A 26218-nucleotide genomic window follows, 5' to 3' on the forward strand; every position below is an offset into this window, starting at 1 on the left:
TTTTACTCCATCATTTTTTCGATTGGTAAGACAAGAATTGAGCTAGCCCCCAATGCTTTGAGTTTTTCCATGGTTTCCCAAAATAGTGATTCAGAGCTCACCATATGTAATGCCACACGATTTTGCTCACCTGTAAGTGGTAATATCGTAGGATTTTCAGCACCAGGTAATAAAGCCACAATTTGATCTAAAACTTTGGTTGGCGCATGTAACATAATGTATTTGGATTCACGAGCTTGGATAACCCCTTGAATTCGAGTCATTAACTTATCAATCAACGCTTGCTTGTCAGGTGGCATTTCGCCTTGGCGTTGAATTAAGCAAGCTTTAGATTTGTAAATCACTTCAATCTCTTTGAGTCCATTTGCTTCAAGTGTTGCACCGCTTGAAACTAAGTCACAAATAACATCAGCCAGACCTGCTCGTGGTGCTACTTCTACTGAACCATTGAGCAAGCAGGTTTTAAAAGTTACGTGGTATTGAGAAAGATAACGGCGGAGTAAGTGAGGATAGGTGGTAGCGATACGTAAATCATTTAAACATTCAGGAGCGGTATAATCAAAATCACGAGGAGCAGCAATCGATAACCGACAACCGCCAAAATCCAAACGGCGTAATGTTTTATATTGAGGATTGAACCCTTCGGCTTGTCGGTCTAACACCTCTTCTTCTAAAACATTTTCGCCAACAATCCCTAGATCGACAACCCCATCAATTACTAATCCAGGAATATCGTCATCACGAACGCGTAAAATATCAATTGGCATATTTTCAGCGAACGCAATCAAACGTTGTTCTTGAAGGTTAATTTTAATACCACATTGTGCGAGCAGTTTTTTTGATTCATCACTTAAACGACCCGATTTCTGCATTGCTATACGTAAACGCGAATTATCCAACATATTATTCTCCAATTTATTCTAAAAAATTTTTAAACTACAAACAAAAAAACCCTCGAAAGTTTGATCTTCCGAGGGTTTTCTGCTTGCTTTCGCGATATCACCGGAAGACCAATTGTCTTCCAGCACCAATCGCCCGAAGACTAATCAGGTATGATGGTGATGATGTTTAATAACAAAAACGCAAAAACAATTCATAAAATAAAACCAATAAGTTAATTAATTATTAAAATTACTATACAAAATATAACAGAAATGAATAACTATCAACTCATTTTTTTATAATTTAAAGATAAATTTGTAAATGCCGAGTTTCTCTATATTTCACCGATTACGGTTATTAATTGATAATAAATCAATGAAATAAGACAAACTTGATTATAAAATTTGTTTTAATTGACGACAAACTTTATAACGACCAAAATCCGTAATTTTAGTTAAGAAAGAGGTCAACGCATTATTGTCGAACTGACTGATAATCCTATAGCACCCATTGCCAGTAATCTTTTAAAATTTAATGAGTTCATTAAAATACTTTACTAAATTTTCAAAAGAAGCAAATTGATTAGTGTCCATATAAATAGTAATAAATTGTAAGTGTCGTTTTTGCTCTTTAATGGTGAATTTTTCAATAATATGCTTGTTGAGCCTATCTTGAACTCGTTGACCTACAGCTTGGCTAGATAAAAACACTTTTTCGCCAATTTCCCGCCATGATTGACGGCTATTATTTCTTAATACCTTTAAAATTTTTTGATCTTTCTTATCCATTGTTTCAATTTGAAAGTTCATCGATATTTATCATTTCAATTTGCTATGCTTTTTGAACGTTAAATATTACAAAATAATATTACGAAACTTGATATAAGGAGAGAAAAATGACTCAACCATTATTACTCATTGCTGTGCAAAATGATTATCTTACCTGACGGTAACTATCCATTAAATAATACCGAAGAAGTTCTGCAACATACTCTAAAACTTCAAAACTTTTTCGACAAAAACAATTACTTATTATTTATATACAACATATTAACCGGGATCTTAATGCTGTTTTTTTTGTAAATCATAGTTATGGTAGTCAATTGCATGTCAAATTACTTCCTATTAATAAACCTAATGAATTGATCATTCAAAAAGCGCATCCAAATAGCTTTTACCATACACAGTTGCAACAGAAGTTAGAGCAATTAGGGAATAACACAATTAGTAATTTGTAGGATGATGAGTCATATGTGCGTTGATTCTACTGACCGCTGTGCATTCGAGCTTAATTATCAACCGATTTTAGTTCATGATGCTTGCACTATTTGTGATCTTGACTTCAATGGCAATATTATCCATTCACAAGATGTACATAATAGTTTTATGTCCGCATTAATGCAATCCACTACGATAATAAGCTGTGAATCATTTATACGAGTATCGTGATATCAAGACAACGAAAGGAATTCACTTATTGATAATTAGAATTTGATTGATATGCATTTGGATGGCACAAAAAAGACCATCTAAATGTCGAAAGTGAATCGAATAATTTACTATTAAATGAGTTATAATGAGGACATTTTATTCTGATTAAAGATAACTTTTAGGAATCATATTTGAACTCTGCGTTATGTTATAAGCAATATGGTATCCCTGAACATGTATTGAAGCTTGAATGTTTAAATAAGCCCTTAGTAAAAAAAGATTGCATTAGAGTCGAAATGTTATATGCGCCAATTAACGCTTCAGATCTTATTCCAATTACAGGGGCGTATCAACATCGTATTATATTGCCACAGATAGCTGGCTATGAAGGTGTCGGAGTGGTTATTGAAGCACCTTCAACACATCAATACCTGATTGGAAAGCGTGTATTACCATTAAGAGGGGAAGGAACTTGGCAAAATTTTGTTGATTCACCCGCACACTATGCTATCCTCATCCCCGATTATATAGAAAATGATTTAGCCGCCCGAGCTTATATTAATCCCGTTGCCGCCTGGTTGATGCTTAAACGTTTTCCTCCTCAAAAAAAACATATTTTAGTCACGGCAGGTGGGGCCGATTGTGCAAAGTTACTGTGCAAATGGGCAAGAAATTCACAAGCGTTATCGATAACTGCCATTTGTCGCTCAGATAATCATATTCAATTTTATAATAAATATGGCATTAAAACTTTAAACCAAAATGATACTAATGCTATAAGATATTTTGCTGCACAGGCAGATCTTGTTTATGATGCAGTTGGTGGCGTTCTTGCTAAAACAATTTTAAATAATATGCAGGAATTAAGTGAATTTATTTCTTATGGATTACTTTCAGGTGTTAACTTAATAAATAATAGAAGGTTACCTAAGGTACATTGGTTTCATGTTCGTCACTGTATAAGCAATATGAGTCAAGTTCAGTGGCAAAATATGTTTGATGACATTTGGCCAAAGTTGGACAAAAATGATTTAAATCAACCTTACTTGTTTGACTTTAACAATTGGAAAAGCGCCATTAAAGCTTATCGGCAAGTCGGCATCAATAGTAAACCATTATTAGCTATAAAATGAAGAATTTGAAGGTTTGATTCATTAGCGGTAATTAATGAAGTTATAATCCTTTATGGATGATAAATCTGATTAAGCAAATCGCTCTATTACCTAAAAGTTTAGGAAAGGTAATCGTAGACGGATCTAACCTTTCCTAAAACTCAGCCTATAATGATTAAACGGTTTGTGTATATTTTTTCCCTGATAAAACACTAAATCGACCAGTACCTAATAATGCAAGACTGAAAGCAGCTAAAGACATAAATGCAGGATACTCCCAACCTCCTCCCGGATTGGTAAATGACCAACCATTAGTCCAATGTACAATGGTGATTATTGCAAGTTGGAAGAAGGCAATTAACGCAATTGCACGAGTTAAAATACCTAATAATAACAATGCACCGCCGCCAATTTCAAAAACAATAACAAGATAAGAAAAAAATCCTGGAAATCCAAGGGTATGAAAATATTCAGCCGTACCTTCTGGGGTGAGAACAAGTAATTTGGTAAAACCGTGAGCTAAAAACATCATACCTAAAGCAATTCGTAATACAAATGCTGCTACATCAGTTTGATATTCTTTCATTTTGTGTTTCCTATAGTCAGTTAACAAAATAATAATTAAAATCAGAAGTAAGAGGCATTCATTTCTAAAGCGATTACTTATTTACAACATAGGATACTGCACTTGAGATTGTCTCACAGATAACAATGATTAGTAAAGTTACTTACGAAAATTGACAATCTTATAGCGATTATATTGACATTGATTGGTAGTTCAATGATGGATTTGTAGATAAAAATAACGGTGTAACAATAATGTTACACCGTTATGTCTTACTTATTGTTGGTGTCAAATTAATTTAAATAGGTCTTTTGTTTATTTTAACGCAATTCTGTTGGTTCCCCTTGCATTGAATTTACACTCTAAAATCCATTGAAATCCGGACAATTGTGTAAAATATATTTATCATCCTCTGTTGTTATAATTTAAGCTGCTCCATTGCTTTATCAAAATATCCACCTAAATTTAAAATTGCGTCTTCACCGTTTGAACCAACATAAATAACTTCGCCTTAACAAACTTAGATGTTTTTCTATTAGAACAATAAATAGCTTCTTTTGTATTTATATGGTAATTTGCTGTTAGCTCGGCAGTAAAATCGACCAAATGATTCCGTTGGTGAGGTTGAGTTGAATTATCAACAACTTTAACAGTCAGTTTTTTGAGATTAAGTAGCTTTTTTAAAGAGCTTACTCTCTCTTCTAACTTAGTGTTTTGTGTTGTGACTAAGTAAATCGTATTTGGTAATGCCATTAAAACTCCTTAAAGGATAAAATAGAACTCCATACTTTTACTAAATAACTCATATAATGGAATAGTATATAACAGAAATGAGACTAATGTCTCATAGAATTTAATATATCAATTTTTATCATAATAAGCAATAATTTATAAAAAAATAATATGGATAAACAAAATATCGTAATACCACAAAAATATACAGGTGTTAAAAAACGTACATTTGAGCATTTAATACATACGGCATTAACTATTTTAGATGAAGGTAACGAATTAACCATTAGTGAGTTAGCAGATAAATCAAAAATTTCAAGGGCAACTGCCTATCGCTATTTTCCTACACAAAGTGATTTAATTTCGGCTGTTGTTGATTATTCACTCGAACCAATTTTACGTTGGCAATCCGACGAACAGGATTTGGGAAAAAAAATAAATGATTTTTTATCATTTGCTTTTACCCACATGATAAAACACGAAGGGGCTATAAGGGCAGCAATGCGATTGTCTTTACAACAATGGGCAACTGAACGTTCAACAACATCATCGAAGTCTGAAAAATTTGTCCGTGGAAATCATAAAGAAGTGCTCTCTAATTTACTGCAACCATTACAATCCCAATTAAATGATGAACTGAATAATAAATTAATTTATACCTTGTCGATAATTTTTGGTTCTCAAATTACAGTATTAAAAGATGTATGGAATTTAGAAGATTCCTATATTGTATCACTGTCGCAATGGATCATTAAAGCTGTTATTAATCAAGCTAAACAAGATGCATCCAAGCTTTGAGTTTTAATTATTACTATATTAATCATAATTTTATATTGTTTGATGCAAGCGAAAGATCATTTTTTTAGAATCGACTATAAGAATGAAATGCATTGATTTAATTTAAATCGTTGCTTTTTTCCAAACTTTATCATCTATTTCAATAGTTATGATGTTTCTTGAATAAACATGCAATTAATATTTTAGTTAATACCGTAATGAACATAATGTAAATCGATTATTTGTGCCAGAAATTGTCTGTTTTTGAAATATTTTTATTAACATTAAATATTTTAAGAAAAAAGCTTCAAGTTATCCAAAGTTAATCAAAAAAATATCGGTAACATTTTCATTAGGATTTAGACTATCATCAAGAATTTTTCTTCTATAAATGGTAAATTTCATACTCACAATAAGACATTATCCGATCAGTATTTGTAATCTAAACGCATCACTATTTGTAATATTTAATCGCAACATAAGAAAAAATTATCAAACTTATAATATTGATCAGGATGTGCTTTAATTGTTAATGTTTCCGTTCTTTATTTATGTTGTCAGAAAGTCACTTACTTATTGCTAATGTCTATTGATAATGAAAGATACAATATCTCACTTATTTTTTAAAAGCGTTAATAGCATTTCATTGAAAATAAGACGGTCTTTACCCAGAACCGAAAAAAACTGATGATCAATTTCTTCAACTAAAGGAACAGTTTTATTGATTTTTTCAAAACCACTTTCGGTTAGAATGATGGATTTTGCTCGACTATCTTTAGCTGAAGTCATCCTTATGATGAATGATTTCTTTTCTAAATTTTCTAAAATTTGTGAAATTGTCATGACATCAATATTCGTTTTTTTCGCTAAAAGGATTTGTGTTATTTCATTTTCATATTCAGATAAATAGGCTAGGGTAGCAAGTACAATAAATTGAGGATGAGTAATCGACTCTTTCTTTAGGCAATTTTTTATTTTAGTCTGCCAACAAGAATAAGCCCTCATAAAAAGAAAACCAACTGAATCAGAGTCCTTTTGGAATCGTGTTAAGAGCTTATTAACTTTTGTCATAATTTACCTTTCAACAAGATTTTTTAATGAAAATGTTTTATCAATGATATCATCTGATATTTGCTTTAGAAAGTCATAAGCTAGTTTGTCATCTAATTCATCGACAGGTTTTAATGAAATTTCAGATTTGAGATTATATTGATTAGGTTCAACTTCAATTATTTGATGAGAAAAAGATAAAAGCCCAATATCTGGCATATTAAATTCTTCGGTAAATTCCTTATTCTCTAAAACCTTTGATAAAGTGAACTCCATCTCTGGCATATTTTCCAATTTAAAGATGCCTTTAGCTCCTGAAATTAATCCATCATTTACATAAAAATCTTCTAAATCGGTCTCCCATAATTTTCTCAAATTGAGATCAACATAATATTGCCAAATCACTGATGGCTTAGCGGTTGTTGGTAATGAAAATGTGATTGATAGTTTATTCATGATTTGATTCTCCATTTAATAAGTAATCTTATTATATGTATACTTATAATTTAAAGCAATAAAAATTTAACTTATTTATTTATTTATTTATTTATTTATTTATCTTTAATAGTTGGATACGGTCATATAAAAAGACACTGTTAGGTTAGAAAGTGAAATAGAACATGATAAATAATAACAGAATGATGAGATAAATGGGATATAACAAAATAAACAGGGAAATAATGAAATTGTTTTTTGAAAAAGTGTTACAAGATATGAAATAAAAAATTGCCTAAAAAATTTTGCTCTAAAATTAATTAGGCGTCATTAAAATCAAACAATGTTGGTTGTTTTTCTTTTATCATTCGTTTATGAACTCGGTCGATTACTTTTCTGATACCTCGTTCTGTCATTTTATATTTTTGACTTAGTTCTGCGTAGTTATTGCCTTTAAATGCGTCATAGATTTGCAAGTCTCGTTGGTTTAGTTTAAATCTGTAGTCGCGTGGAAACGTAATGTTCTGACCGCCGAACAGTTCTGAAATTGTATTTGCAATACTATCGCCAAGATGAACCGCAATATCTTCAGGTAGACCATAATCCATGGCTTCATTAGCCACAGATAATGATATATGCGTTAGCAGTTCATGACGTTTAATAGATATTGCAGACTTGGTCATAATTTACGCTCCTGTTTTCTTCTTATACCAATCTAGTGCGCCTGGTATATTTTTTTCTAATTTACTAAAGTCAACACCAGCCCTATACATCTGTTCAAAATACTCTTCATTACTGCTACGAGCGGGTTTGTCTTCTTCTTCTTTATGTTCAACGTACGCAAATAAATGTTTAGTAGAATCATAAACTGACTTTAGATAATTATGATTTTTAAACGGTTTGTACTCACTAGTTAAACGCTTAGCGTGAATATTATTAACCGTTTCCCGTAGCGCGTGTGCTAGATGCCTACTTGGTTGAAAAAGTTGTAGTACCTCATTTATTAAATTTACCGCTCGTGAGTTACTCAAATTTGATTTTTGAGTACGAAACAAACCAATATAGGCAATCATCGGCTTAGCACAGCCATAGTTTAAATTACTTACTAATATAAGTAGTTCTCTGCCTGAATCATCCTCTACCAATGCTTCTAAATTAATTTCATTATGACAAATTGGGCAACGTGTTAATTTCATTTTTATTCCTTGTTACGCGACGCGTTCTAGCCAACTTTTTAGGCTTTCAATTACAACCATTGCTTGTTTTTGAGTAATCCAATCCATCACTTCAACACCAGTAATACGTTTTACATAAGAATTGATAGCTTTTTCAGAACGATTTTTGATTTCACCTGCATCAGCTAGCTCTAGCCATAATGAGCGTATTTTTTTATGAACTGGTTCTGTAGCAGTTATCTTCCCTGTTTTTTTTGATGATTTAACTTTAAAACCTTTTGATTTAAGGTGATTTAGAATTTTTTCCAGTTCCCAAACTGTCATATCCTTGGTACTAGTTTTTTTAGTTATATTCAGTAATAGATGACGATAGGTATCGTCATCAAGATTAAGTTGAGATTTTGCAATATGAATCAGCTTGATATATTTAGATTTCATCTATTTACCCCCTATTAATGATGGAGAATAACCTGAATTTGATACACCATGATTCAATTGAGCGGTTTTACCTTGTAAGTAACCAATAAATTGTGAAGAATCTGAACCATTACACTTTTTAGCATCTCTAACCTTAGCTGGCGATAACTCTTTTGTCTTTCTATATTCAGCTAATAGATTTAGTTCCTCATCAGTCATTGCAAAATCTTCAATTAATTGATAAAAACCATTAACCCAGCCAACACAGAACGCATCAGCTCGGTTAATTTTAGTGATTTTTTTACAATTACCATTTTGTTGCGATAAGAATTCTTTCCGAGCTTTAACTAATTGAACACTTAAAACGTCAAAGGTATAAGCGGCTAATTGTGGTCGTTCCCTTAGTCCATAAAATGAAACCTTTCGTTTATTGTTTTCCCGAGTAAAATAAGCTCGCACGCCAAATGCGCTTGAAATGATACTTACTAATATTGAAAAATATCTTGGTGGTTTCTCTGCATTTGAAGGGGCATGTTTTGACACATGTTCCTCAATTTCAGATAATTCCACATCTTTATTACTGATATTATGTTTTACCATCAATTTGATGGCTTGATTCATAGCAATAGCAGCTTCGTTGGGATTTGTTGATTTTGCTAACGCTAAAAGTTTTTTGATTTTTTCAATATACTTTTCATTATTATTTGTCATAAAAACACCTTAAAAAACTAACAAAACGCTGTTTTAATGTTTTAGCTGATTTTAATTTTACATATTCAGCATAAAGTTCATCGTACAGCTTTCCATCAACATAACCCTGACCAGTTACTTCACGCATAAATGAATGTTCATGGCTGATTGAAATATAATGGTCGGGCATATAACGTTTAGGGCTAGAAAATTTACCCATTAGCTAATTCCTCTAGCTCGTCAATGATGCGATCCGCTTCAAATTCAGATAAACCATACTCTTTACAGTGAACTATAAAATTAGCTGTCTGGCTTAATATAAATTGATGCAAAATATAAAAATCTTGTGTTTGCATGATTAGATAACCTCCTGTTCAAAAGGCACTATCGCAAAATCTTCTACATCTTTTTTAATGGTAATACCTGGCACATGAGCGACAACGTTTGGTTCATTCAAAATAGCTTCTTTATTAATTTCTTCTTTTGTACGAATAAATCGTTCCAGTTTTAGCTTTTTTAGTGTTTCTATAACCGTTTCTAAACCACGAATAACACACGACGGTGGGCGGTTACGCCATTGCACTTCACCAGTAACTAAATTGGCTGATTTAACTTTACCATTGTTTGTTAAAACATCACGGTTTGCTTCGCACCAAATTTGGATACCTTTTTGTATTTCTGTCGCCTTCTTTTTTAACACTTCAATACTTGATGAATAACTTTCTGTAATATCTGCGATTTTGTCGTTCATTTCGGTTTCTAATCGGATTAATTCACGCTGTATATCGCCCAAATATTTAATAGCTTCTGATGCTTGTTCTTTAGATTGCACAACATAGATTGATGCGGTAGCTTTAATACGTTTTTTAGTCTTTATCATTTCTATAGCTCCTATTCGATTAATGCAAGCGACTAATATCACGTTCTTTCCATATAACTCGACAGCCATTTAATTCAAACTGCCCAAATCGATAGTGCCCTTCGTGTCGATAATACGTTGCTTGACCAGCATCTATATATTTATTGCACTTAGGGTGATGCTCAATTTCAATAGTTGGCTTTGAAAGTGAATCATGATAAAAACCAATGACAGTTAATTCTTCATTAGATAATATATTTACAGCCTTATTAACCGCATTGATGTTATTACTGATTAGTTGGTTCTTTTTCATCAGATATCTCCTCGATCTTTGATACACTCAACAATTATTTCACCTGTAACTTTTGGCGCACCAATGCGTGCAGCTAGATTTAATGCGTTAGAAACAAGGTTATTTACTGCTAATGGATAGCATAATGATCGCACTTGTTTTTCACCTCGACGTGTTGTTGCAACACGTAACCGATTGATGATTTCAGTAAATGCAGATGAATCAAATAATGTTGTATAGTCCATATCAACACGTGAAAATTTATGCTTGATATATTCTTCAACTTTAAAATCAAGTGGTTTTAAGTTCACAACTTCGCAGCGTTGCACAACTTCACGAACCTCTGGGTTATACTCTGATAGTTTTGTTTGTAGCTCTGTTTGTCCAATTAGAATTATTGATAGTAATTTTTTAAAACCTTCTTGCAGTTCATAAAATCGCTTTAGATGCTTTAGCGTTGGAATTGGTAATCCGTGTGCTTCTTCAATAATTAACAGATGTTTACGACCTGATAGCGCACTATTTTTCAGTAATTCGTGCATTTGCCTTGCACGGGCTTCTGCACTACGTTTTGGTTTAGCTTGGGGGTTGATAGCGCTTATAATTGCACTACTTATATCCATACTTTTGAGCGATTTTCCTTTAACCTCATTGTCTTCTAAACCTAGTACATACGGCTCGATAACAGTTATTGGTTCATGATTAATATTGATCCAATCAATTAAATCATGTCGCAATGTCGATTTACCGCTTCCCGATTCACCTATCACTGACAGCATTCCACCATGCTTGGCTGTTTGACGCATTGCTGCACGAACGTAACGGATATCATCAGATAGATAAACATCAGCGTCTTCGGTCATTTCGTCAGTGAACGGGTCACGAGGAATGCGAAAATGTGCACGCGCATCTCGATTTATAGTTTGTTTTCGTAGTAACATATAGGCTGACTCCTTTGTTAAATGTTCATTTTCATTTGAGTCAACTGGCACAGCGTCGTCCGCCAAGATTTCGGCTGTGTCAGTTTCTTCTTCAAAAATATTTAGTAAATAATCATTGCTTAAACCTAATTTTATTAATGCCTTTTCAATCTTCTGCTTTAGTTCTTCATGTTTAATAGAGCGTGGCCAAATATTGTGATTAACGAGCTGGCTAATTACTGCTTGGCTGATTGAATTGCCTTTATAATCAATATGTTTAGCGAGTTGCGCCTGTTTGATATTGAATTGCTTCATTACGCTTTTTAATTTCAACATTATTTAACACTCCTAAAACCTGTTGTACCGTCTGCGATTGCTGTAACGGGCGTTGTAAATGTACGAATCAGTGATTCTAACGAATCTTCGGGAACACCATCTTGATAACGAGCGGATAGCCACTTATTTTCATCAGTTGTTAATCTGCGACCGATTGAACTGGTAATACGCATTAAAGCCGCGGTTAGCGTTAATGTTGTGGTAGCTGGCTTTAAATGTTCCGGTGTTTCAATTTCATTGCCTTTTTGTTCAAAGTAAGCAGGATGATTAATATCTTCTAGATAACTGAGTGTATTGAGCTGACCGCCGAACGGTGCTACTTGTTTTTGCTTCGCTTTTTTGATTTCATCTTCGGTCATGTTTGGGTATGCCACTTGATCCATCGCTTTTGTTGCTTGTTCAATTTCAGTATCACCTTTAGATTTATATTCCTCGCCAATCACTGGTGCATCTAAACGTTGTCCAAACTTATCAAAATTGCGATCTGGATCAACACGATAAATCAGTGCTTCACCGTCATAACGGGGGACTTCAATTTGAATAGCACAATCACCGTAAACTAATGAACGCACACTGACTTTATCTTTAACAGTAATACCATCTAAGCCTTTTAAACTATAAATCAGTGAACTGTCAGCTTGAGGATGTTTGAAACTAATGGTTAAATCCGCTTTAACTTGGCGCTCTTGTTCTCGACTTGCCATTAATGCTTGGCAAATTTCTACTGACGGCAATATTCGTAATTGTTCTGCTGTAATATGCTGCCAAAGCGATTGACGTGATACAGGTTCAGCAAGTCCAATACGACGTAAACGTGTATCTTGTCCTGGCAGTCTGTTGGCGTTATAGGCTTCTGCCCAGTTCATTGCTGCATGATTTAATTCATCAATACTGTTAACTGGTTGAAATTTTAAACGACTTTCGAACTGTGTTTCGATGATATTATTGGCATTTTCCACACCACCTTTGGCACGCGCATTACCTGCCTCGTGTTCAAGGTATTTCACTTCCAAATGGTCCAATAAGTTTTTGATAGCTGATGAAGTATTGGATGAACCTTTATCCCAGTAAAGCAGCTGTGGTACACCATGAAATAAACGTCCATCTTGCTTACCCCACGCAAACATTAAAAATTGGAATAATGAATGTTGGTTTTCGCCAGCAGCTTCAACATACCACGGTATAATCATTCCTGATGCCTTGTCGTATAAAGTGTAACGCCAAACCTTATATTTAACTTTTGCGTAATTTTCTAACTTGTTTTTATAAAAATCCCGATCCCGCATAATATGTTGTTTATTTTTCATGTAATAAATCAAACATAGTGACGGATCGATTTCGTGAACGTGGTTCGGATGTAATGCACGTAATGATTGCACAGGGTTAGCAGCTTGTTGTGCTTTTACATTTAGCTTCCTTTGTCTCATCAAACGGTTTAGAGTTGCATTACTCACATTAATCTCATGCCCGTTTTGCTCAAGTATGCCACGAGCGGTGGTGGTGAACATGGTTTGTTTGCCATTATCACGTGCTGATTCACGGCTCATTGTTGCCAGTGCTAACAATGAATCAGTTGAAACAAATATTTTTCCTTTATCCGTTCTAGCCTTACGCTCACTTGACCAACCGCAAACTTTTTTTAACTGTCTGTAGATTGTTTGTCTTGAATAACCTAAAAATGTTTGTGCTTCATCCAATATCTGACCACGTTGACCGTGACCAGCATTATCAAGTTTGATGGCAACATTATTTAGATATTCACGAATATTCGGCGCGATCATCATAATCACCTGTGTTTAATTGTTTAATGCTTCATTAATAATGTTGTCACCATCGCTCAATGCAGGTTCAATATCATCGGCAAAGTTCATCCATAATTCACGGTAAGTGGTTTTGGACTGTGCAACAGTTAGTTTTAACGATTCGTGTAGTGTCATCAATGTGATCACCAGTGATGGTGGTAATGAGTATGGTTGTTCAGGGTCATAATTAGGATCACTTTTTATGCTCTCTTTTTGGAAGTTATCCATTAATTGCACATATTGGCGTTGTTGTTCTAGTAGTTCATCAATGCGTGATTGTGTTTCTGCTATCTGTTTTTTAAACGGCTCTAAACGCTCATCAAGTGGCACGGTTTTCATTTCAAATTGAGCTAGTTTTATTGCTAATTCTTCCTTTTCTTTCGCTACATCAGCATTACGTTTGCTTAATGCTTTGTAGTCAGCTTGCAAATTACTATTTTCTTTTTTGAGCTGCTCTTTTTCTTTAGAATTTTTAGCAATAAACTCTTCTGCTAACTCAACTAAGGCTTCTTTATCGCCTGCTTTAGCAACTTCAATTAATGCCGTTTTTTGGTCTTCGGGCAGTTTGCGGTATTGGCGTAATTCACGGTAGCCAATGCCCATTTGAGACATACTTTCAAGAGCCTCTTCTCCGAATTCTTTTAAATTTTGAATATCTAAATCAGCCTTCTGTACAGATATACCTAATAAATTACAAAATTCTTCCCAAGTTCCTGTTAAAAAGTCATAACCGTTAGGACTTTTTTTACCTTTCAAATTACGATATAGTTTGTTTTCTTTAACAAAATTTAATTTAGAAGTCCTAACTGTTAGGGAAAATTTAGCAAAAGCATCAGCCATTTGAGCCTGACCTAAAAGTTGGTTAACTAGGTCACGTTCTTCGTTATATTCACTTTGAATACTAGTCATGGTATTCATTGCGTCATTAATCCCTTGCTCATCAATTGCAGGTAGTTCAATTTCTTCTTTTGCTTTGTTTGCGGTTCTTGCCATTTTGGTTATCCTTATCTTGCGCCAGCCGTAATACGCTGATTGATTTCTGTTATTTGGTCTTGCATTTTAGTGATGTGAATTGCATGTGCTTGGGCTATTTGCAACATTTGCACACTATGAGCAAACAAACCATTATCTAACTTAATTACTAGTCCTTCCTCGATTAGTGTTTGAAGTGAACGCGTTACATTAACAGGTGATTCATTGATCATCTTTGCGATATCGCCATTAGATAAACCCGTTAATGTATAACCTTTAAGCGCTTTTAGTACCTTAAGTATCCGAGTACCAGATGTTGAAATTTGTGATTTGTTCATGTTTTTCGCCCTTTTTCTGTATATGAAAAACTGTTACAATCAGCATTAGTAAGCTTGTTTTAAGCCAAGTTTTACTGCTATATCGTGTGTTTTACCGCGATGAGCACGACTTAAACCGTTTAAAACGTTATAAACAACAACGGGGTGGTAACCATTTTCAATCGCCCAGGATTTGATAGTTTTACCTTTTTGTTGAAATTGTTGTTTAACTTGTTCGGGAGTGAGAACTTTAGACATTTTTAGCTCCTTGGATATAAGTTATTAATAAGTGATTTATAAATTATGTGTTAAATTATGGTATAAATATTTATACCTGTCAAGATAAAAAGTATGCAAAAAAATATCGGATTAAGACTAAAAGAAGAACGTGAACGTATGGGCCTTAGCCAAGTTGCTATGGGAGAAATTGCTAATGTAAAGAAATTAACTCAACTTAATTATGAAAAAGGTGAGAGATTTCCCGATGCGTTATATTTATCTACATTAGCCAATTTTGGGTTAGATGTTCAATATGTTGTAACTGGTATTAGAACAACAAATAATTTATCTATTGATGAGCAAGATTTAATTGACAAATTTAGAACAGCACCATTGGCAATTAAAGCGGCAGCCTTAGGTGCACTAACGGCAGGAACGGCTCAGCAGACAGGGGTTAATATTTCGAATAATACAATTCGAGGTGAAGGTCAAATTGCTGGTGGAAATATTTATACAACTAGGAGGCGGAAAACAAAGTGACGGTTGGACTTCAAGATAATACGGCAGAACAAATAGCTGGTAGAGATATTTATAATATTACGTCAAGTAATGATGATGAATTAGATACTCGCCCGTTGGTTCCCGCTCAACGAAAATCCCTTAATAGTTTAATTTCTGATATTGAAAACTACGGGGAGTTAACGGCACCAGAACTATGGCTTAAACTACACGCTACTCTTGGTGTTTGTAGTATTAATGAAATAACTGTTTCACAATTTCCTATTGCTGATAAATTTTTAACTGATGAATTTGAAGCAGCTAAAGAAAAAGCATCTTGCAAAATGCTTATCCATTTGATTCTTTGTGAAATTAATGGCAAAGATGAATTAAAAGATAAGATGAATCATTACAGTAAACGGCAATTTTGTACTTCAGATTTAAAACGGCTTAATAAAATGCAGCTACAAAATGTATTAAATTATGTTGAAGAACTTTCTAATTTAGAGAAATTAAATAATCAAAATTTATATAACCAAACAATAACTTTGTTCAGAACTCAAATAAAACCCACGTTAGCAATATTTGCCGTGGGTTTTATTTTGGGGGCGATTATTTTTTAAGGATTAAAGATGAAAAAATTATGGTTATTTTGTATTTCGATTTTATTAATGGGCTGTGATTATCCAAATGATAAGTTGGCTGTTGATTTAGGAAAAGAGAGAGCTGAAAAACACTTGAAAGATCCAAAATTTAGCCGAGTATACTTTGTAGAAGAAAATAATAGTTCCGATGATGCATTTCGTAGTTATGTCTGTGGCTACGCTGATTTTAAAGACATGTATGGTAATTATTATGGTTTCCCTCTTCGTTTTTTTGTTAAAGTTGATATTACAAAAAATGGTTCACTAATCGATACAGAAACATCGAAATTTACTATTGAACCATTGATTAATAAAGAATGGTTTGAGGAAAAATGGAAAGTTAATTGTAATAAAAATGATTAAATTTGGGATTGGCTGAAGCTCTCAAAGATGCGAATAGGCGGTTGGAGCAATTAAAAGAAGTTGAAAAGAAGAAAGATTGTGGGGAAGAGTAAGTTTGACAGTAATAGAATAATTAACATTAATGGCTAAATATAATAAACACCTATAACTATTGTCAATTTTGAATATGAGGGATAGATATGGATAACTTAAAGATACAAAAATTCGCAGAAGTTAATTTTTTAGATCCTTTTTTTGATTCGTTAAAACGCGATTATGCTCATGGCTTTGTTGATTGGTGGAATAAGAAAGTAAAAACAAAAGATACTGCATTTGTTTTATATAATTATTCATCTATCGATGGTTTTATGTATTTAAAGTTAGAAAATAATGTTGATGATATTACTCCTCCATTAACTAATGGACGTTATCTAAAGATTGGTACATTTAAATTCAACCCGGCAGGAGTATTACGTGGTGAGCGTTTTATAAAAAAACATTTGATAACGCCGTAGCAAATAATGTTTCAGGGATATACGTTACAGTTTTTGATAAACATAATTATTTAATTAATCTTTTTAAACGATATGGTTTTTGTATACATGGTACAAAACAAAGTAATAATGGTACAGAAAATGTATTACTAAAAAAAGAACTTTTTTGGGGGATTTGGAAAAAGATTACCCATATATTAATACTAAAACAAATAAATATTTATTGGCTGTATACCCAAAATACCATACTCAACTTTTCCCTGATTCAATTTTAAAAACAGAATCAAGCTCAATAATTGATGATGTTTCTCATACAAATAGTATTCATAAAGTTTATATTTCTAATATCCCAATGACTGGTAATTTTAATAAAGGCGATATTGTAGTAATTTATAGAACAAGGGAAGAAGGTAAAAGCGCCTATTATTCTGCCGTTACGACATCAATCTGTGTTATTGAAGAAGTAAGGACTATTTCTTCTTTTTCTAGCAATAAAAAGTTTGTTGATTATTGTAGTAAATATAGTGTATTCACATTAGATGAATTGAATCAATTATATTCTAAAAATTATTACAAAAACTTATTCTCCTTGTTATGTAATAAAGTTTACATATAATATCGCATTATCTCGTCACCCCAATAGAGCAATACTAATCAATGAGGTTGGTTTGAACGAAAAAGAAAGATGGTCTTGTTTAAAACTAAGCGATAATCAATTTGAAAAAATATTAAAACTAGGTGAAATTAATGAAAGTCTTATTATCAATTAAACCAGAATTTGTTACAAAAATATTATCTGGTGAAAAACGATTTGAATTTAGAAAAAATATTTCTAAAAATAAATCGGTTAAGACTATAGTGATTTATGCGACAATGACTGTTGGAAAAGTCGTTGGAGAATTTGATATAGATTACGTAATATCGGATAATCCTGATTTAGTGTGGGAAAAAACAAAAAAATATGCGGGTATAAGTAAGCGGTTTTATGACGCATATTTTGAACAAAAACAACAAGCCTTTGCTATCGCTGTTGGTAGAGTGACTCAATATGAGGAACCTAAACCTTTGAACTATTTGGGTAATAATATTGTGGCACCTCAATCATACCGTTATTTATAATTGAAAATATCAATTACATTAAGATTGTTAATGAATAATCTGCCCCCGTTCAAATTACATTTCAAGTAAGTAAGATCATAATAACCTCATACATTACTAATTAATTATGAGGTTTTTTATGGAACACCCTATCAAAAAATTATCCCAAATTCGTCTGCTTAAATGGTATTTAGTCGCTATTACTTTATTTGCAATTATTACGCTACTATCACCTCAACAGTTGCCTGTTGTAGTTTATAAACTATCTCTTGTTTTACTTTCTGCTGTTGTTGGTTATCACCTTGACCGTGCGCTTTTCCCTTATGCATCTCCTGGAGGTTATTTATATAACGATTGGAAAGAGTTTGGTCCTGATTTTTATACCAAGCAATATATTGAGTCTTTAGAAAACAATGAACAACCAGAGGCAATGGATTCCAAAATGTGTGCGGAATACCCTGTTCTTGATGAGTATCGAACTCTGTTTGCGGTTGTTCTGATTCGTCGGGCGTTGATTGTTTCCGCTGTGATTCTTGGCGTAACACTTGGATTATAGCCATGCGTTGCTTAACCTTACTTATTGTATTTATGCTATTTAGTTGTCATTTAACGCCTGCTATAGCAGGTGTACCAAATGATGCTAAGCAACATCAACGGGAACTGACACGTAATGCACGTGCAATTTTTGGTCTTGATGCGCCAATTGCATTGTTTGCAGCGCAAATTCATCAGGAATCAAGATGGAAAGTAAACGCAAAATCACATGTGGGTGCTCAAGGTTTGGCTCAGTTTATGCCAACTACGGCTGATTGGATTGCAGGGGCTTACCCTAAATCATTGGGTAGTAATGAGCCGTACAACCCATCTTGGGCACTGCGTGCCTTAGTTCAATATGATTATTGGTTATATCAACGTGTAAATAAAGTGGCTAGTGATTGTGACCACTGGGGATTTGTTTTATCAGCTTATAACGGTGGTTTGGGTTGGGTTAATCGTGATCGTCAGCGAGCAAAACGAGAATACCAAGATGCCACACACTACTGGGGTGTAGTTGAAAATATTAATGGCGGACGTAAGAGCATTAATTTTAAAGAAAACCGTGATTATCCGATTCGCATTATCTACCGTTGGCAGCCTGTTTATATTTCTGAGAATTGGGGTTTAGGAGTTTGTAATGATTAAAAATATATACAAATTAATCAAAAGCTTTTTTGTGAGCAATAAAAGTTATTTTTTGTTGGGAATAATTTTGATTGTTGGTTTTGGTTCACTTTACCAATTAGGTATCAGTCATGGCAAATCAATGGCTAAACAAGAATATATTGCTTTAGAAGCACAACAAGCAATGGATACTTTAAGTCAATTGATTGAGAGCACAAAGCAACTAACTAAAAACGCTAATGATGCAAGTTATTCATTGTCACAGCAGATAGCAGAAAGGAAATTATATGATGAACAATCAACTCAAGCATTACAGGATGCACTTAACAAAACGGCTAATGATCGCAGTCATTGCGTGTTTGATGATAGTGTCTTGCAGTTCATCGACTCAGCCCATGCAAATGCCGCTCAAGCAACAACCCATGGTTTTACCAGCACAACTGACGGTACCATGCGAATTACCCGTAAAACGGCGAAATAATACGGCGGATGGTTTAGCTGAAGCCTTAAAACAGCTTTATGATCAATACGGGCAGTGCTCAGGTCGACTTATTGAACTAATAAAATATATCAACGAGGTAAACAATGGATAACGCTGATTTAGCATCAACTGTTGAAATGGAAGCACGAGAACGAATATTAGCAAAACATCAAGCAAAAACGGGAGTATCAAGCCTGTATTGTCGAATCTGTGAAGAGCTTATAGCTGAAGCACGTCGAAAGTTAGTCGTTACTGATTTATGTATTGAATGTGCAGTATTGGAAGAAAAAAGGAATAAACAACGATGAATTTTAATGAACTTACCTTTAACTGGCAGTTTCTGCAATGGGCTGTAATGGCGGTGGTTGGCGTTTACTCATGGTTAATTGGTCGCCAATCGGCTAGCCAAAAAGAGCTACTAGACTTACGTATTCGAGTAACACAAGTTGAAGAGACGGTTAAGTCATTACCAACTCAGCATCAGGTAACAAAATTGATTGAAAAATTAAGTAGTAATGAAGCTACTTTAAATCAGTTATCTGATCGGCTTTCAGGATTATCTCGTCAATTAGATAACATTAACCAATTTTTATTAAAGAACAAGTGAGGAATTATGAGCTACGCTGAATTTTTAAAAGAAGATCAACGTTTGGTTATTTTGCGTATCTTATATGAAATGCCAAGTTATAGCAGTAATTCTAGTATTATCTATAGTGCGTTAGATCACTATGGCCACGCTATTAGTCGTGATCAAGTTAAAACCCATTTAAGTTGGCTTGGACAACAAGACTTAATTAAAACCGAAACAATCGGTAGTGTTGTTGTTGCTCGTTTAACCGATTTTGGTGCTGATGTGGCCACTGGTAAAGTTGTTGTGCCTGGTGTAAAACGTCCAAGCGCAGGAGCGTAATTATGGGACGTAAATCAACGATCCACAAACTAGAGCCTGAGGTACGTAGTTATATTGAGAAACTACTACGAGCAGATCAACTTACTCTTGATGAAATGATTGCAGAGCTGCAACAAAAATTCCCAAGTACTGATACGCCAAGCCGTTCTAGTCTTCACCGCTATCAAAAAGGTTTTAATGAAATGACTAATAGCTTACGTGAAATTGAAACAGCATCACGTATTTTGGTTGATGAACTTGGTGATAGTGTTGATGATAAATCAGGGGCACTACTTGCTCAGGCTGTTACAACGCTGGCAACGCGTGCTGCATTTAAGGCGCATGAATCAGAAGATATCACTATCAAGGATATTAGTTTTTTAGCGAAAGCCGCTAAAGAAGCCATGCAAGCCCGTCAATTAAGTTTTAAAGAGCGGCAGGAAATCGAAAAAGCAGCACGTGACAAGTTATTGCGCGAGCAAGAGTCAAATCTTAATAGTGTAGCCAAAGCACAAGGTCTTGATGAAAATTCAATCCAATTCTGGAAAGAAAAAGTATTAGGGATCAAATAATGAAGCAACTTGCATCCACCGTTAGAGTGATTGAATGGGAAGAATTACCCGCCCGTGCCCGTGATATTCCTGATAATTTTAATCCGTTATTTGATGGCGTGTTGATGAAACACCAAATTGAAGCGTTAAAAATTCAAGCTGCTATTTTAGCTATTCCGAAAGGTCGTCGTACAGGTATTACTTTTGCATTCAGTTTTGAAGCGGTACTTGTCGCTGGTGCTCGTAAATCTGCTGGTGGTATGAATGTTTTCTATATTGGTGACACAAAAGAAAAAGGCCTTGAATTTATCGGCTATTGTGCCAAGTTTTCTAAAGTTATTGCCGAGCAACAATCATCATCAGTATCAAGTATTGAAGAGTTTCTATTTGAAGATGTTGATGAAAATAAAAATTCACGTTATATCACGGCGTACCGAATTCGTTTTTCATCAGGCTATCAAATTACGGCGTTATCTTCTCGTCCCGCTAATATCCGTGGTTTACAAGGTTTAGTCATTATTGATGAGGCTGCGTTTCACCAAGACGTACAATGTGTACTTGATGCCGCAACAGCTTTATTAATCTGGGGAGGTCGCATCATCGTTATTTCATCACATAATGGTAAATTCAATCCATTTAATCAATTTGTTATCGATATCGAAAACGGTATATATGGTGACACAGCACAAGTTTACCGAGTGACATTTGATGATGCTGTTGCTAACGGTCTATATGAACGTGTTTGTTATATGAAAGGAGAAGAGCCAACCATTGAGTCAAAAAAGAAATGGTATACAACAATTCGTAATTCATACGGACCAAATAAAGCCGCTATGCGTGAAGAGCTTGATGCTATTCCTCGTGATGGTCAAGGTGTCTGTATTCCGGGTGTTTGGATTGAACGTGCTATGCGTGAGGAACGTCCAGTATTGCGCTTGATCTGCGGTGATGATTTTGCTGAAAAAGATGAATTAGATCGCATTTCGTGGTGTGATAACTGGATTCAGCAAGATATAGAGCCATTGATAGCAGTCTTAAATCACCAACATGAGCATGTTTTTGGAATGGACTTTGCTAGACATCGCCATTTTTCAGTTATTTGGCCAATGGCTATTGAACAAAATTTAATGCGTAAAGTGCCATTTTCGGTTGAGTTAAATAATGTACCATCCGCTCAACAACAGCAGATTTTATTTTTTATTATTAGCAAATTACCGCGCTTAATGGGTGGTGCAATGGATGCTACGGGCCCTGGCATGGTTTTAGCTGAATATACAGCAGATAAATTTGGTCGACCATTTATTGCAGAAATTAATTTAAACCGCCAATGGTATGGACTGTGGATGCAAAAATTTATCAGCGCATTTGAAGATGGCACAATTGATATTCCACGTGATTCAAATATTGAGCAAGATTTACGTGCCGTACGCTCTGTTGACGGAATTCCAATGGTACCGAAACTGGAGAGGAAGGACTTAAAAGATCCTGATTTAGTTCGCCACGGTGACTCTGCAATTGCTGGCTGCTTAGCTTGGTATGCAACGTTAAATAAAACGGCACAAATTGAAGGACAATCAACAGGCGAGCGTGATATTTATCATCAGTTATATGGTTATGTGAATGATTCATCATTTGGACAATTTGCCGATACTGGTTTTGGAACAGTTCGTGGCGGTAACGATTTTGGAGGATTTATTTGATGTTATGGTCTAAAGGCAAAAAGCCAAGCGTTGAAACTGGCCGTGAAGTAGCCGGAACAGGTGATGGTAATGATATTACTCGTCCCTATGTGGGTGCACTAGCGCTACCCGATGATAGTGTGCTTCGTAATCGGGGTGGTGGCCGTTTAGATATTTATAAAGAAGTTTTAAACGACGATGAAGTTAAATCAGCATTTACTCAGCGCCAAGATGCAGTAATCTCTCGCGAATGGAAAGTCGAACCAGGTGGAGATAAACCAATTGATACCGAAGCGGCTGAAGCTATGAGTGAGTTACTGAAGTCGGTGGGATTTGATCGTGTAACTAAGTTAATGCACTACGGTGTTTTTTACGGTTATGCTGTGGCGGAGTTAATTTATGGCATCAAAGATAATCTATATTGGATTAATGATATCAAAGTTCGTGATCGGCGTCGTTTTCGGTTTACTCCAATGGGTGAACTGCGCTTATTAACGCCCAATAATATGCATGAAGGTGTTGCTTGTGATGCACCGTACTTTTGGCATTATGCCACAGGTGCCGATCATGATGATGAACCGTATGGACTTGGACTTGCTCACTGGCTTTACTGGCCAAGCTTTTTTAAACGCAATGATATTAAGTTCTGGCTAATTTTTCTGGAAAAATTCGGCATGCCAACGGCTGTGGGAAAATATAGTACAGGTGCAACACCTGAACAAAAACGGGACTTACTGTCACTCACTCGTGCAATTCAGACCGATTCAGGCATCATCATGCCAGATGGCATGACGCTTGAATTGCTACAAATAGCACGCTCAGGCGCAGGCGATTATAAGGCATTCTATGACTCAATGAACGAAGCAATTAGGCGTGTAACCGTTGGGCAAATCACTTCTTCAGGTGGTGCATCTAGTTCAATCGGTGGTGATGAGTCATTACAAGCTGCGGTACTAACATCAATTGCTAAATCAGATTCTGATGTAATGTGTGAAAGCTGGAATCGTGGACCTGGTACATGGTTTACACAGATGAATTTTCCCGGTGCTGCTGTTCCTCAGGTTTCACGTATTTTTGATGAACCAGAAGATTTAAAATCAATGTCAGAACGTGATAAAAATATTATTGAATCCACTGGCTACCGCCCAACGTTAGCTCATGTGCAAGATACGTACGGCGGGGAATGGGAAGAAAAACCGCAACCAGCACCAGCAGAACCGATTGATGTGCAATCTTTAAAAAACGTTGATTTTGCCGAACAGCAACCGAATAACTTTGCACCTGTGTTGCAATCAAATCGTTTAAATACCGAGATGCAACCTATTACCGACCAATGGATTAATCAAATTAAAGAACTGGTTGATAGCGTACAATCATTAGAAGAATTACGTGATAAGTTATTTAAGCTAATTCCCGATATGCAATTAGATGAATATGCAAAGGTCATGGCTGAAGCATTAACAGCAGCTAATTTAGCAGGTCGCACAGAACTACTTGAGGATAGCAAAAATGGTTAATGTCGCATATGGCTCGTTGCCATTTAAAGAGCAAATTGAATTCTTCAGACGTAAAGCAAATGTGCCCACAAACAGCTATGTAGATATCTACAATAATGAGCATGATTATGCCTTTGTTGTGGCGGGTGCTAATCGTAATGCATTACTAAATGATTTTCGTGCAGCTATTGATAAAGCAATTAGCCAAGGTACTACACTGGATGAGTTCCGTAAAGACTTTGCTGAGATAGTAGAACGTTATGGTTGGAGTTATAACGGCGGTTTTAACTGGCGTACTCGTATCATCTATGAAACGAATTTAAATTCATCTTATCAAGCTGGACGTTATCAACAATTACGTGATGCTAAATTTCCATATATGGAATATTTGCATAGTGATTATGTTGAACACCCTCGTGAACTTCATCAAAGTTGGGATCATCTGGTATTAGATTTTAATGATCCTTGGTGGAATACTCACTTTCCACCCAATGGCTATGGTTGTCAATGTCGTGTTCGTGGGCGAACTAAAGGTGATTTAAAAAGAATGGGAAAACACCAACCTGACAAAGCACCAACAATAAATTGGGTTGATAGAGTGATTGGTGAAAATAGTGGTAATCCGCGTATTGTAAGAGTGCCAGAAGGGATTGACCCAAGTTTTGAACATATCCCCGGACAATCAAGACTTGATAATTTTGTACCAAATCCATTAGATACAGATCCAACTTTAAAACGAGGTTTACCATCAAGCAAAGCAACTGATGAATGGCCAGCTATCCGTGAAGTAAGTAAAAATAGACTGTTAGAAAAAGGCCTAACTGAAGCAGATTATGCCAATATTTTCTTAAATAAATTTGGCGCAACGTTAACTAAACCAGCTATTTTTAAAGATGTAGCCGGTGATGCATTAGTAATCGGTAAACAGCTTTTCACTGTTAGCAAAACTGGTGAATTGAAAGTTACAAAACGTGGTCGTGAGCAATTTTTATTGTTACTTGCGGATTCGTTAAAACTGCCCGATGAAATTTGGACAAGAATGGAATACTTTGATCATCTACAAAAATCGGTAGTTCGTCGGCGTTATATCTCGCGTTTTATGATTGATGGTGAAGTTAAGCCAATGCTTGCGGTATTTGAAGTGGGTGATGATGGTTGGCTCGGTGTGACGACATTTGCGCCTGATAACCCCGACTATCTAGAGCAACTGAGGGTTGGTGTTCGAGTGTTTAAACGAACATAAAATAAAACCCAATCACCGCCACGATTGGGTCGCTGTACGTGGGATTCGAGGCTTTGGCGGAAGCTGCCCGTACATACAAACTAGTATAGGTGAAAAAATGACTGGCGTAAATATTGAGTTTAATATACAAGATGCACTTGATGCTATGCTTTATATTGAAGCAGCCATAGATGATACTCAACGTTTATTTAGTCATATGGGCGAAGTATTACTTGATATTCATGAAGCACGCTTTAATGCACAAGAATCTCCAGACGGTATACCATGGCAAGCATTATCACCGTGGTATCAACAATCTAAACCCAAACAAAAAGATAAAATTTTAACGCTAGATGGTAATCTAAGAAGTACGTTGCATTGGCAGATTGAAGGTAATACATTATTGTTTGGTACCAATCTAGTGTACGGTGCTATCCATCAATTTGGCGGAATTATTAAACCCGTCAGCGCTAATGCATTAAATGTTGGTGGTCGTCCAGTAAAACAATTGGTAATTCCAGCAAGACCATGGCTAGGTATTAGTGCCCAAGATAAATTGCTATTGGTCGATGTTGTGCGTGAGAACTTGGGTTTTGCTTAAAACGCAATATAACGCGTTTTAAGCCACTTTACTAAAAAAGGCTAATTAGTTTGTTTACGAATCACTTTAATCGTGTTGTA

At 35.0% G+C, this 26218-nt stretch carries 39 protein-coding genes and 1 other annotated feature; of the genes, 20 read left to right on the plus strand and 19 right to left on the minus strand.

The window, feature by feature from the left end; translation table 11 throughout:
• Positions 1-2 precede the first annotated feature (2 nt).
• Positions 3-902, minus strand: a complete 900-nt coding sequence (hisG, locus tag J3U19_RS06115; RefSeq protein ID WP_267345736.1) for an ATP phosphoribosyltransferase — start codon at positions 900-902, stop codon at positions 3-5.
• A gap of 40 nt (positions 903-942) precedes the next feature.
• Positions 943-1068, minus strand: a sequence feature (His leader region).
• Between the two features lie 338 nt (positions 1069-1406).
• A complete protein-coding gene (locus J3U19_RS06120) occupies positions 1407-1691 on the minus strand; it encodes an Lrp/AsnC family transcriptional regulator (protein ID WP_267340806.1) in 285 nt (94 codons plus the stop codon).
• Positions 1692-2096: 405 nt separating this feature from the next.
• Here J3U19_RS06120 and J3U19_RS06125 point away from each other — a divergent pair, with 405 nt between their 5' ends.
• The gene (locus tag J3U19_RS06125; RefSeq protein WP_267345798.1) at positions 2097-2330 is read left to right on the plus strand and encodes an isochorismatase family protein; all 234 of its coding nucleotides are present in this window, start codon (positions 2097-2099) and stop codon (positions 2328-2330) included.
• A 173-nt stretch (positions 2331-2503) separates the two neighbouring features.
• On the plus strand, positions 2504-3445 hold the full coding sequence (locus J3U19_RS06130) for a zinc-dependent alcohol dehydrogenase family protein (RefSeq protein ID WP_267345738.1): 942 nt from the start codon (positions 2504-2506) through the stop codon (positions 3443-3445).
• A gap of 154 nt (positions 3446-3599) precedes the next feature.
• Here the strand turns inward: J3U19_RS06130 and J3U19_RS06135 are convergent, their stop codons facing one another.
• Complete coding sequence (locus J3U19_RS06135; protein WP_267340808.1) at positions 3600-4010, minus strand: DoxX family protein; 411 nt, start codon at positions 4008-4010, stop codon at positions 3600-3602.
• Positions 4011-4454: 444 nt separating this feature from the next.
• Positions 4455-4742 (minus strand): hypothetical protein, encoded by a 288-nt coding sequence (locus tag J3U19_RS06140; protein WP_267340809.1) that lies wholly within the window; start codon positions 4740-4742, stop codon positions 4455-4457.
• Positions 4743-4892: 150 nt separating this feature from the next.
• On the opposite strand from J3U19_RS06140, the gene J3U19_RS06145 reads away from it, so the two are divergent.
• Complete coding sequence (locus J3U19_RS06145; RefSeq protein WP_267340811.1) at positions 4893-5519, plus strand: TetR/AcrR family transcriptional regulator; 627 nt, start codon at positions 4893-4895, stop codon at positions 5517-5519.
• A gap of 591 nt (positions 5520-6110) precedes the next feature.
• Here the strand turns inward: J3U19_RS06145 and J3U19_RS06150 are convergent.
• From J3U19_RS06150 to J3U19_RS06220, 15 genes are all read right to left on the minus strand, one after another.
• Positions 6111-6569, minus strand: a complete 459-nt coding sequence (locus J3U19_RS06150) for a MarR family winged helix-turn-helix transcriptional regulator (protein ID WP_267340812.1) — start codon at positions 6567-6569, stop codon at positions 6111-6113.
• A 3-nt stretch (positions 6570-6572) separates the two neighbouring features.
• Positions 6573-7004 carry a hypothetical protein gene (locus J3U19_RS06155; protein WP_267340813.1) on the minus strand — a complete coding sequence of 144 codons (432 nt, stop codon included), beginning with the start codon at positions 7002-7004 and terminating at the stop codon, positions 6573-6575.
• A 299-nt stretch (positions 7005-7303) separates the two neighbouring features.
• Complete coding sequence (locus tag J3U19_RS06160; protein ID WP_202114999.1) at positions 7304-7666, minus strand: Mor transcription activator family protein; 363 nt, start codon at positions 7664-7666, stop codon at positions 7304-7306.
• Positions 7667-7669: 3 nt separating this feature from the next.
• On the minus strand, positions 7670-8179 hold the full coding sequence (locus tag J3U19_RS06165) for a hypothetical protein (RefSeq protein WP_267345740.1): 510 nt from the start codon (positions 8177-8179) through the stop codon (positions 7670-7672).
• Positions 8180-8191: 12 nt separating this feature from the next.
• Positions 8192-8596 (minus strand): gp16 family protein, encoded by a 405-nt coding sequence (locus tag J3U19_RS06170; RefSeq protein WP_267345742.1) that lies wholly within the window; start codon positions 8594-8596, stop codon positions 8192-8194.
• Positions 8597-9286, minus strand: coding sequence for a DUF2786 domain-containing protein (locus J3U19_RS06175; RefSeq protein ID WP_267345744.1), 690 nt, complete (start codon positions 9284-9286; stop codon positions 8597-8599). It abuts the gene before it with no gap.
• Entirely contained in the window at positions 9276-9485 is a 210-nt protein-coding gene (locus J3U19_RS06180; RefSeq protein ID WP_267341768.1) for a hypothetical protein, read from the minus strand. The genes J3U19_RS06175 and J3U19_RS06180 overlap by 11 nt, the downstream gene beginning before the upstream one ends.
• Positions 9478-9621 carry a hypothetical protein gene (locus tag J3U19_RS06185; RefSeq protein ID WP_160424299.1) on the minus strand — a complete coding sequence of 48 codons (144 nt, stop codon included), beginning with the start codon at positions 9619-9621 and terminating at the stop codon, positions 9478-9480. The genes J3U19_RS06180 and J3U19_RS06185 overlap by 8 nt, the downstream gene beginning before the upstream one ends.
• Positions 9622-9623: 2 nt before the next feature.
• Complete coding sequence (locus J3U19_RS06190) at positions 9624-10145, minus strand: host-nuclease inhibitor Gam family protein (protein ID WP_267345746.1); 522 nt, start codon at positions 10143-10145, stop codon at positions 9624-9626.
• A gap of 19 nt (positions 10146-10164) precedes the next feature.
• Complete coding sequence (locus J3U19_RS06195; RefSeq protein WP_267341765.1) at positions 10165-10437, minus strand: hypothetical protein; 273 nt, start codon at positions 10435-10437, stop codon at positions 10165-10167.
• On the minus strand, positions 10437-11672 hold the full coding sequence (locus J3U19_RS06200; protein ID WP_267341764.1) for an AAA family ATPase: 1236 nt from the start codon (positions 11670-11672) through the stop codon (positions 10437-10439). Before J3U19_RS06200 ends, J3U19_RS06195 begins: the two co-directional genes overlap by 1 nt.
• Positions 11672-13453: a hypothetical protein gene (locus J3U19_RS06205; protein ID WP_267345747.1), complete on the minus strand. Its 1782-nt coding sequence runs from the start codon at positions 13451-13453 to the stop codon at positions 11672-11674. Before J3U19_RS06205 ends, J3U19_RS06200 begins: the two co-directional genes overlap by 1 nt.
• Before the next feature lie 15 nt (positions 13454-13468).
• Entirely contained in the window at positions 13469-14467 is a 999-nt protein-coding gene (locus tag J3U19_RS06210) for a hypothetical protein (RefSeq protein WP_267345748.1), read from the minus strand.
• Positions 14468-14478: 11 nt separating this feature from the next.
• Complete coding sequence (locus tag J3U19_RS06215; RefSeq protein WP_160424309.1) at positions 14479-14784, minus strand: helix-turn-helix domain-containing protein; 306 nt, start codon at positions 14782-14784, stop codon at positions 14479-14481.
• A 45-nt stretch (positions 14785-14829) separates the two neighbouring features.
• Positions 14830-15021 (minus strand): DNA-binding protein, encoded by a 192-nt coding sequence (locus J3U19_RS06220; protein ID WP_065567015.1) that lies wholly within the window; start codon positions 15019-15021, stop codon positions 14830-14832.
• 93 nt (positions 15022-15114) lie between these two features.
• Here J3U19_RS06220 and J3U19_RS06225 point away from each other — a divergent pair, with 93 nt between their 5' ends.
• The 17 genes from J3U19_RS06225 to J3U19_RS06305 all read left to right on the plus strand — a co-directional run bounded on the left by J3U19_RS06225 (position 15115) and on the right by J3U19_RS06305 (position 26138).
• Positions 15115-15522, plus strand: a complete 408-nt coding sequence (locus J3U19_RS06225; protein ID WP_267345749.1) for a helix-turn-helix domain-containing protein — start codon at positions 15115-15117, stop codon at positions 15520-15522.
• Positions 15519-16103, plus strand: coding sequence for a hypothetical protein (locus J3U19_RS06230; protein ID WP_267345751.1), 585 nt, complete (start codon positions 15519-15521; stop codon positions 16101-16103). Before J3U19_RS06225 ends, J3U19_RS06230 begins: the two co-directional genes overlap by 4 nt.
• Positions 16104-16112: 9 nt before the next feature.
• Entirely contained in the window at positions 16113-16487 is a 375-nt protein-coding gene (locus J3U19_RS06235; protein ID WP_267345753.1) for a hypothetical protein, read from the plus strand.
• Between the two features lie 179 nt (positions 16488-16666).
• Entirely contained in the window at positions 16667-16981 is a 315-nt protein-coding gene (locus J3U19_RS06240) for a hypothetical protein (protein ID WP_267345755.1), read from the plus strand.
• Between the two features lie 145 nt (positions 16982-17126).
• Entirely contained in the window at positions 17127-17576 is a 450-nt protein-coding gene (locus J3U19_RS06245) for a hypothetical protein (protein ID WP_267345756.1), read from the plus strand.
• Between the two features lie 131 nt (positions 17577-17707).
• Positions 17708-18079, plus strand: coding sequence for an ASCH domain-containing protein (locus J3U19_RS06250; RefSeq protein WP_267345757.1), 372 nt, complete (start codon positions 17708-17710; stop codon positions 18077-18079).
• A 118-nt stretch (positions 18080-18197) separates the two neighbouring features.
• Positions 18198-18614 (plus strand): putative holin, encoded by a 417-nt coding sequence (locus J3U19_RS06255; RefSeq protein WP_267341754.1) that lies wholly within the window; start codon positions 18198-18200, stop codon positions 18612-18614.
• 2 nt (positions 18615-18616) lie between these two features.
• Positions 18617-19240 (plus strand): transglycosylase SLT domain-containing protein, encoded by a 624-nt coding sequence (locus tag J3U19_RS06260; protein ID WP_267341753.1) that lies wholly within the window; start codon positions 18617-18619, stop codon positions 19238-19240.
• On the plus strand, positions 19233-19700 hold the full coding sequence (locus J3U19_RS06265) for a hypothetical protein (protein WP_267345759.1): 468 nt from the start codon (positions 19233-19235) through the stop codon (positions 19698-19700). The genes J3U19_RS06260 and J3U19_RS06265 overlap by 8 nt, the downstream gene beginning before the upstream one ends.
• A 104-nt stretch (positions 19701-19804) precedes the next feature.
• Positions 19805-20008, plus strand: a complete 204-nt coding sequence (locus J3U19_RS06270) for a hypothetical protein (RefSeq protein WP_267341751.1) — start codon at positions 19805-19807, stop codon at positions 20006-20008.
• Complete coding sequence (locus tag J3U19_RS06275) at positions 20005-20307, plus strand: DUF2730 family protein (RefSeq protein WP_065574282.1); 303 nt, start codon at positions 20005-20007, stop codon at positions 20305-20307. The genes J3U19_RS06270 and J3U19_RS06275 overlap by 4 nt, the downstream gene beginning before the upstream one ends.
• 6 nt (positions 20308-20313) lie before the next feature.
• A complete protein-coding gene (locus J3U19_RS06280) occupies positions 20314-20610 on the plus strand; it encodes an ArsR family transcriptional regulator (protein WP_267341748.1) in 297 nt (98 codons plus the stop codon).
• A 2-nt stretch (positions 20611-20612) separates the two neighbouring features.
• Positions 20613-21161 carry a phage protein Gp27 family protein gene (locus J3U19_RS06285; protein ID WP_267341747.1) on the plus strand — a complete coding sequence of 183 codons (549 nt, stop codon included), beginning with the start codon at positions 20613-20615 and terminating at the stop codon, positions 21159-21161.
• Positions 21161-22840, plus strand: coding sequence for a hypothetical protein (locus J3U19_RS06290; RefSeq protein ID WP_267341746.1), 1680 nt, complete (start codon positions 21161-21163; stop codon positions 22838-22840). Before J3U19_RS06285 ends, J3U19_RS06290 begins: the two co-directional genes overlap by 1 nt.
• Positions 22840-24336, plus strand: a complete 1497-nt coding sequence (locus J3U19_RS06295) for a DUF935 domain-containing protein (protein WP_267345760.1) — start codon at positions 22840-22842, stop codon at positions 24334-24336. The genes J3U19_RS06290 and J3U19_RS06295 overlap by 1 nt, the downstream gene beginning before the upstream one ends.
• Positions 24329-25558, plus strand: a complete 1230-nt coding sequence (locus J3U19_RS06300; protein ID WP_267345761.1) for a PBECR2 nuclease fold domain-containing protein — start codon at positions 24329-24331, stop codon at positions 25556-25558. The genes J3U19_RS06295 and J3U19_RS06300 overlap by 8 nt, the downstream gene beginning before the upstream one ends.
• A complete protein-coding gene (locus J3U19_RS06305) occupies positions 25533-26138 on the plus strand; it encodes a phage virion morphogenesis protein (protein WP_267345762.1) in 606 nt (201 codons plus the stop codon). The genes J3U19_RS06300 and J3U19_RS06305 overlap by 26 nt, the downstream gene beginning before the upstream one ends.
• Positions 26139-26218: the final 80 nt, after the last annotated feature.

The organism is Gilliamella sp. B2828, from assembly GCF_026537125.1.
In the GTDB taxonomy this organism is placed as follows: domain Bacteria; phylum Pseudomonadota; class Gammaproteobacteria; order Enterobacterales; family Orbaceae; genus Gilliamella.